The 7,010-nt window shown below is 68.7% G+C and carries 6 protein-coding genes; 3 read left to right on the top strand and 3 right to left on the bottom strand.

Annotation, left to right across the window (positions count from 1 at the left end; all coding sequences use genetic code 11):
• Positions 1–212 precede the first annotated feature (212 nt).
• Complete coding sequence (locus ACIBI6_RS40730) at positions 213–875, top strand: hypothetical protein (RefSeq protein ID WP_364358898.1); 663 nt, start codon at positions 213–215, stop codon at positions 873–875.
• A complete protein-coding gene (locus tag ACIBI6_RS40725; RefSeq protein ID WP_396960505.1) occupies positions 872–1,654 on the top strand; it encodes a site-2 protease family protein in 783 nt (260 codons plus the stop codon). Before ACIBI6_RS40730 ends, ACIBI6_RS40725 begins: the two co-directional genes overlap by 4 nt.
• Positions 1,655–1,935: 281 nt before the next feature.
• Here the strand turns inward: ACIBI6_RS40725 and ACIBI6_RS40720 are convergent, their stop codons facing one another.
• The 3 genes from ACIBI6_RS40720 to ACIBI6_RS40710 all read right to left on the bottom strand — a co-directional run bounded on the left by ACIBI6_RS40720 (position 1,936) and on the right by ACIBI6_RS40710 (position 4,230).
• Positions 1,936–3,111, bottom strand: a complete 1,176-nt coding sequence (locus tag ACIBI6_RS40720) for an aromatic acid exporter family protein (RefSeq protein ID WP_396960503.1) — start codon at positions 3,109–3,111, stop codon at positions 1,936–1,938.
• A 30-nt stretch (positions 3,112–3,141) separates the two neighbouring features.
• Positions 3,142–3,591, bottom strand: coding sequence for a DUF3151 domain-containing protein (locus ACIBI6_RS40715; protein ID WP_364358892.1), 450 nt, complete (start codon positions 3,589–3,591; stop codon positions 3,142–3,144).
• A gap of 189 nt (positions 3,592–3,780) precedes the next feature.
• Positions 3,781–4,230, bottom strand: coding sequence for a hypothetical protein (locus tag ACIBI6_RS40710; protein WP_396960501.1), 450 nt, complete (start codon positions 4,228–4,230; stop codon positions 3,781–3,783).
• A 1,675-nt stretch (positions 4,231–5,905) separates the two neighbouring features.
• On the opposite strand from ACIBI6_RS40710, the gene ACIBI6_RS40705 reads away from it, so the two are divergent.
• Positions 5,906–6,937 carry a hypothetical protein gene (locus ACIBI6_RS40705; RefSeq protein ID WP_396960499.1) on the top strand — a complete coding sequence of 344 codons (1,032 nt, stop codon included), beginning with the start codon at positions 5,906–5,908 and terminating at the stop codon, positions 6,935–6,937.
• Positions 6,938–7,010: the final 73 nt, after the last annotated feature.

Below are 7,010 nucleotides of genomic sequence, written 5' to 3'. Positions count from 1 at the left end.
CGCGCGTCCGTGGCGCTTACGCGCTTGCGCGGTTGGCGGTTTTCTCGAGGGCTCGGCCGCGAGACACCAGGGGGCCGCGAACACGCGGCGCCCGCGCCGCCAAAAACACAGCTATGGTTGCGAGGCACTGGCGGACCGAGCAGGGGGTCCGCCGATAGGTGGCGAGGGTGACCGACGGGTTGTCGGCCGAACCGAGGAGGGTGTACGGCAGTTTGAGTACCCACGTTCTCCGTTGCGACGGCGCACCGGTACCCATCGCCCTCGCGTCGCTGCCGCTTTCGCAGACGACTGCCATCCCGGAAAACAGCGTCATCGATGAGCTATTGCCTGTCCTGGCCGCCGATAGCCTGCCCCGGCTGATCGTGCTCGGCGACGACGCCGCCTTGGCCTCCGTGCTGACCCATCTGATGCGGACCGAGCGGCTGCATGTGGAGATCGGGTATGTGCCCGTCGACAAGACCTACGGTTCGCGCGCCTACCAGACCGGCACCGGCAATGCCGCCGCCAAACGGGCGGTGGAGGGCCGGGCCGTCGAAACGCCGCTGATTCGCGACGACACTGGAACCGTGCTGGTCGGTCGGGCCGAGATCACCGGGCCCGGCGGCGAGAAGCTCGAGGGCGAGGCCTATGTGGATGACGCGCAGTTGTTCTCCGGCAAGGTCAGCGCGATGGTCGTCTCTCCGATGCTGGATTTGCCGGGGGTGCGGGCGAGCGTGCAGAAGAACATCATCCGCAGGCGGCGCTGGCTGGAGGGTCGGGCCGCGCAACTCGGCACGCCGGGGGCCGTGGTGACAAGGGACGGCATCGCCAACGATCGGGTGCTGCCGCGCTCGTCGTTCTATCGGCATCACGAAAACTGGCTGCTGGTGCGATGACGGTTCCGTTCTCGAGGGATCGCCGCCTGGGTGCCGTGCGGCCGAGCCCGATATTCCTGCTGGTGATCGCGGTCGCGGTGGCCGGTGGTGTGCTGGCGTGGGATGCCGATCCGCAGTCGACGCGGGCGAAGTTCGGGGTATTTCTGCTCGTCGTATTCGGCTGGATCGTCACGCTGTGTCTGCACGAATTCGCGCATGCGTACACGGCGTGGCGGGCGGGCGATCGCGAGGTGGAGTTGCGGGGTTATCTCACGCTGAATCCGCTGAAGTACAGCCATCCGCTGCTTTCGATCGTGTTGCCGATGGTGTTCATCGCGCTCGGCGGTATCGGCTTGCCGGGCGGTGCGGTGTACGTGCACACGCATAACGTCAGCGCGCGCATGCAGCGGATCATCAGCGGTGCCGGACCCGCGGTGAATGCGGTGTGCGCGGTGCTGTTGCTGGTGGTCGTGCGGTTCTTCGGCAGTGACACTTCACATCGCGCGTTCTGGTACGGCCTGAGCTTTCTGGCGTTTCTGCAAATCACCGCAACGCTTTTGAACATTCTCCCGGTGCCCGGGTTGGACGGGTACGGCGTGGTGGAGCCGTCGCTGAGCTATCAGACCCGGCGGGCGCTCGATCAGTTCAAGCCGTTCGGAATGCTGATCCTGTTCGCGCTGCTGTTCACGCCGTCGATCAACAAGGTGTTCTTCGATGCGGTGTACTCGCTGTACGAATTGTCCGGGGTCGATGCGGACTGGTCACGCTACGGCAGCTGGTTGACCCGGTTCTGGACCTAGCCGATATCCGGTCGCCCGGTCCGACCTCCCGGACCGGGCGACCTCTTCGCGCGACCTCACCCGCCCGGCCACCACACCATATGGCCGGTGGGCGGTTAGCCGTCGGGCGAAGCGTCCCAACCGCGCTACCCCTCGTAACCGCGGTTGCCTCTCGAGCCTATGAGCGTGGGCGTGGGCGAACACGAGTAGCGGACTACGTGAAGATCATGATTCGGTGCCCGAGACCGAGCACGCCGTCCCGCAGCGGCGGGAATATGTCCGAAATCCGCTGAGTAGTCGGCTCAATTCTCCGGCGGCACATGCGGATTCGGGACCGTCGGGGGCAGCAGGGCCATGGCCGAGATGCGCTGCATGCCGCAGACTTGCATTAGATCGACCAGCATCGAGCGCATCTGCGCGAAGACCACATGGGCCGAAAGTCCTGCGCCCTCAACGAGTTCCGGTCGCGCGGCCTTTGCGATACCGCGCAGCACCCTGGCGGCCTCGGCTTGGTCCGGCTGCTGCCCGGGATCGGCGAGCATCATCCGGCGCACCACCTCGACGGCTTGGGCGAGGCGCTCCAGTCCCTCGATCAGTCGGGGATCGAGGATTTCGTCGTCCTGGACCAGTGTGAGAGAACGACGTAGCAGCACCCTCGTATTGCGGACGGAATTGTCGAGCGGATCGGCGGTGGCGCGGATGCGATCGAGACGCTGGCGGTAATTCCAATAGAGCGGGGAGATCCGGCTGATCTCGCGGCCACCCTCCAGGGTGGAGCGCAGACCATCGATCTGGGGCTGGGTGGCGCGGGCCGCCGCCAGGGACGTGCGAATCTTCTCCGGATCCTGTTCGAGCAGGCCGTCGGCACATTCGTGCAGCGACTTCGCCAGCACCGCAAGGACTTCCGCGGCTTGCTCGCGGGCCCGGCGCACCGGATGCAGCGGTATCGATGCGACAACGACAACGCCGACCAACCCACCGATGAGCGCGTCGATCATGCGCGAGAAGCCGCCGCCCGCCGAAGGCGGCAGCAAGGTGGCGACCAGCACCGCCGAACCGGCGGCCTGCATGGTGATGATCGAACCGCCGTCCAGGAATACCGCCAGGGCCATGGCCACCGCGACGACGAAGGCGATCTGCCAGACGCCGGTGCCCGCGCGGGTGATGAACAGGTCGCCGATGCCGATGCCGACCGCGACGCCGACCACCAACTCCACCGACCTGCGCAGCCGGGCGCCGAACGAAATGCCGATCGAGACAACCGCCGCGGTCGGCGCGAAAAAGGGCTGGGTGTGCCCGACTATTTTGTGCGCGATAAACCAGGCCAGCGCCGCGCCGACCGCGCACTGCAGAATCGGCAGCGCGGACAGTCGCAATCGCGCCCACGAGCTGCGCAGCTTCTGCATGCTGCTGGCGCGGGCGACGCCAACAGGGGAATTGGGGTCGAGCCCGCCCGTCGCCCGACCACCACCCCTCATCGAATCGCTACGTGATGCCGCAATCACTACTTAGTCGAGGCCCAGCTCACCTGCGGCGCGCGGGTCGCAGTCTTCCAGCAGGTCGAGGCAGCGTGCGTACTCTGCGGTCTCGCCGACCGCCCTTGCCGCTCTGGCAAGTGCGGCGACACAGCGCAGGAAACCACGATTGGGTTCGTGGCTCCACGGCACCGGACCGAAACCCTTCCAGCCATTGCGGCGCAATAGGTCCAGGCCGCGGTGGTAGCCGGTGCGCGCGAACGCGTACGCGGCGACGATGTCGTGATTGACCACCTGAGTATCGCCATCCGCCCCGCCGCGCTCCAACGCGGCCTCCGCGAGATGGGCCCAGGCGATCGAAGCTGCCGGATGCGCGGCCGCGACCTGCACCGGATCGGCGTTGTTCAGCAGCGCCTCCTCCGCATCGGAGTCTTCGGGCAGGAGTACCGGTTGCGGTCCGAGCAAGTCACCGAACGAGGTCATGCGGTTCATTGTGCACTGCGCGCGCGTGCTGCGCCGCCACGGCGTTCCCTGGCTGGGCCGCCGCTGCTGCCCACCCGCCGCTGTCGAGCGGGGCAGAGCGGCCACTGGGCAGGGGAACCCTCACAGTCGACCGAATTGCTGGCTAGGCTGGCCGTCGAGTTCAAACTGTTCCGCCCGACCGAGGGGTTATTAGGTGTCCGACCCGAACGACGAGAAGAGCCCGGCACGAAATCCCGGCCGCCCCGCCGCAGCGGCCGACCCGCGCCCGGCCACGCCCACGGACCGGAAACCCGCATCGTCCACCGAGTCAACGGGATCGGGCGCACCCTCGCGCCCCGGTCCCGCCGCAGGCACCTCGTCGGGAGCCGGGGCCGGCGCGAAGGACGGCGCAGCAGACGCGACCCGACCGTTCCCGTCATCGTCAGGGCCCGGCTCGTCGGGGTCCAACGCACCCTCGGGAACCGGGAAAGCCGCCGGCGAGCGCGGACCAGCGGCTCCTACTCGGCCGATTCCGTCGCCATCGTTGCCGAAGCAGCCGCCCACCGGTGCCGGACAGTCCGGCGGGTCGGGTGCGGCAACCGGGGACATCGCCGCGCTCGGGAAGCCTGCTGCCCCGGGCCAGCCAGGCGGAGTGGTCAATGCACCGTCGTCACCATCCGCCCCGGGCGGCGCGGGCCAACGAAATAGCGGCACCGCCTCGCCTGCTCCCGCGCCGGGCAACACAGCCGATCTCGGCGCCACGGACCAACGCGGTAGCGGCGAATCCGCTCGAACTCCGAACGCCGCCTCAAAGCAGGGCGGCACAAGCCAGCGAGGTAGCGGCACCGCACCGTCCGCTTCCGCGCCGGGCAACGCAAGTCGGCCGGGCGGTACTGGCCCACAAGGTGGCAGCGCAAACTCATCTACTCCCGCGCCGAGCAATGCAGCCAAGCCGAGCGGCGGGAGCCAACAAGATGGCGGCACCGCACCGTCTGTTTCCTCGCCAGGCAACGCAACCAGGCCGGGCAACGCAACAGGGCCAAGCGGCACAGCCCAACGAGATAGCGGCACCGCCTCGCCTACTCCCGCGCCGGGCAACACATCCAAGCCGAGCGGCGGGAGCCAACAAGGTGGCGGCGCAGCCCCATCCGCTCGAACACCAACCGCCGCACCGAGGCCAGGCGGCGCAAGCCAACGAGGCAGCGGCCCAGCCTCATCTACTCCTACACCGGGCAACACAGCCAACCTCGGCGCCACGGGCCAACGAGGTAGCGGCGCATCCGCTCGAACTCCGAGCGCCACCCCCAAGCAGGACGGCACAAGCCAGCGAGGTAGCGGCCCAGCCTCATCTGTTCCTGCGCCGGGCAGCGCAACCAAGCCCGGCGGCGCGGGCACACAAGGTGGCAGCCCGACCTCATCTACTCCCGCGCCGAGCAATGCAGCCAAGCCGAGCGGTACCGGCCACCGAGATAGCGGCCCCGCCGAACCTGCTCGCGCGCCGGAAGGCGGGAGCCAACAAGGTAGCGGCGCAGCCCCATCCGCCCAAACGCCGAGCGGCGCACCCGGGCCCGCCGACGCGAGCCAGCGGGATAGCGGCCCGGCCTCATCTACTCCCACCGCGGGCGGCGCAACCCGCCCTGGCGGTGTGACCCAGCAAGGTGGCGGCGCAAACGTCTCCGGCGGCGCGGGCCAACGAGGTGGCGGCGCGGCCGCATCTGCTCCGACGCCGGGCAACGGGCCGAGCCGTACAACCGGGCCGAGCGGCCCAGGCCAGCGAGATAGCGGCCCCGCCCAACCTGCTCCTGCGGCCGGCGGAACTACCAGGCCGGGCGGCGTGGACCCGCGGGGTAGCGGCGCGGTCTCGTCCGCACCCGCTGCTGCGAAGCCGGGCGCAGTTGCCGGTTCGGGGCAGCCCGGGGGTACCGCGGCGAATTCCGAAGGGAAGACTGCGGAGATCTCGCGTGGTGATGTCGTAGACAAGGGAAAGTCGGGCCCGGCGAAGGCGCCGGGTGCGGGGTCGCCTGGCCAGCCGACGCCAGCTGGTGGGTCCGGCCGGGCAGGCAGTACCGCCTCCGGGCAGAACGCACCGACGGTCGTGATCAAACGGGGCGGTCCCGCAGCCCAGGGTGCCGGCGGTACAGCGAAGTCTGCTGCGGCCGGCGGAACTGCCGCGGCGGCCGCCGAAGGATCCGCCGCAGGCGAGGCCGAAGCAGTAGCCGACAAGTCCGCCGGATCGGCCGCTGCCGAATCGACTACTCGGCCGACGGGAGCTACGCCACCGGCCGAAGGCACTGCATCACCGGGTGACACTCCCGCATCCGCTGCGGAAACCGCTGTGATTCAGCGGGATTCGGATGCGGCAAAGGCCACGGCACCAGACGACAAGGTCGACGATTCCGCAGGTGCGGATGCGGCGACCATGGTGATGCGACGGGTCGACCCGAAGGCAAAGAGTCCGGCTGTGGCTCCGCCGCAACCGGAACCGGATTTGGCGGGTGCGGACGACAAGACCGTCGCAATGCCGGTGATTTCGAAGCTGGATGCCGAGCAGACCGTCGCATTGCCGATTCAGAAGCCAGTCGATAAGAACGCCACGGAGCGGATGCGCGATGCCGGGACCAAGCCCGGTACCGACCGGGTCGTCGCGCCCGCGGCGCGGCCCGGGCCGATCACCAAGCCGCCGAGCACCCCGCGTCCTGCGGCCGGTCCGAAACAGGCTGGGGCGCAAGGGCCTTCGCAGAGTGGGCCCGGCGTAGAGGAGACCGCACCGTCGGCGCCGCGCGGTCCCGGCCGGCCACGTCAGGTCGCGTCGGCCCCGTCACCTGCCGATACCCAGCAGACTCGCCCCGCTCAGCCGGTCAACGGACCGCGGCCGATGGCCCAGCCGCAACGAATCACCCCGCCTGATCAGCAACCGCCGGCCGAGCGTTCGAAGCGCTGGTTGTTCATCGGGGCGGCCGCGGTTGCGCTCATCGCGGTGATCGGGCTCGCGGTCGTGCTCGTCGGGAATCGGGGCGACAACTCCCCGGAGGCCAAGGTGCGCGCCACCATCACCGATTACACCGCGGCGCTGGAATCCGGCGATCTCGGGGCGCTGCGCAACACCACCTGCGGGCAGCTGCACGACTTCTATCAGAACATTGCGGCGGACCAGTTCGCGGGCGTGCATCAGCTGTCGATGGATCGCAAGAACATCCCGGTGGTGGCGAGCGTCGATACGATCAAGGTCACCGATAAAACGGCGATCGCGCAGGCCACCGTGTACACCGATGCGGATCCGACGAAGCGCTCGGCGAGGACTTTCGATTTGGAGCAGACCGCCGACGGTTGGAAGGTCTGTGATCCGCCGAGCGCTGGGACGCCCTAGTCGAAGGCAGCGCCGAGTCGAGCAGGACATATCCAAAAGGTAAGCCCTCTAACCGGTAGCGAACGTCACACTC

The organism is Nocardia sp. NPDC050412 (genome assembly GCF_044458825.1).
GTDB lineage: Bacteria > Actinomycetota > Actinomycetes > Mycobacteriales > Mycobacteriaceae > Nocardia.
This window is presented reverse-complemented; position numbering and strand designations above follow the sequence as displayed.

Bases quoted from the DNA above. Each gene is read 5' to 3' on its own strand.
- ACIBI6_RS40725 (WP_396960505.1), top strand. From the start codon at position 872: ATGACGGTTCCGTTCTCGAGGGATCGCCGCCTGGGTGCCGTGCGGCCG.
- ACIBI6_RS40720 (WP_396960503.1), bottom strand. From the start codon at position 3,111: ATGAGGGGTGGTGGTCGGGCGACGGGCGGGCTCGACCCCAATTCCCCT.
- ACIBI6_RS40715 (WP_364358892.1), bottom strand. From the start codon at position 3,591: ATGACCTCGTTCGGTGACTTGCTCGGACCGCAACCGGTACTCCTGCCC.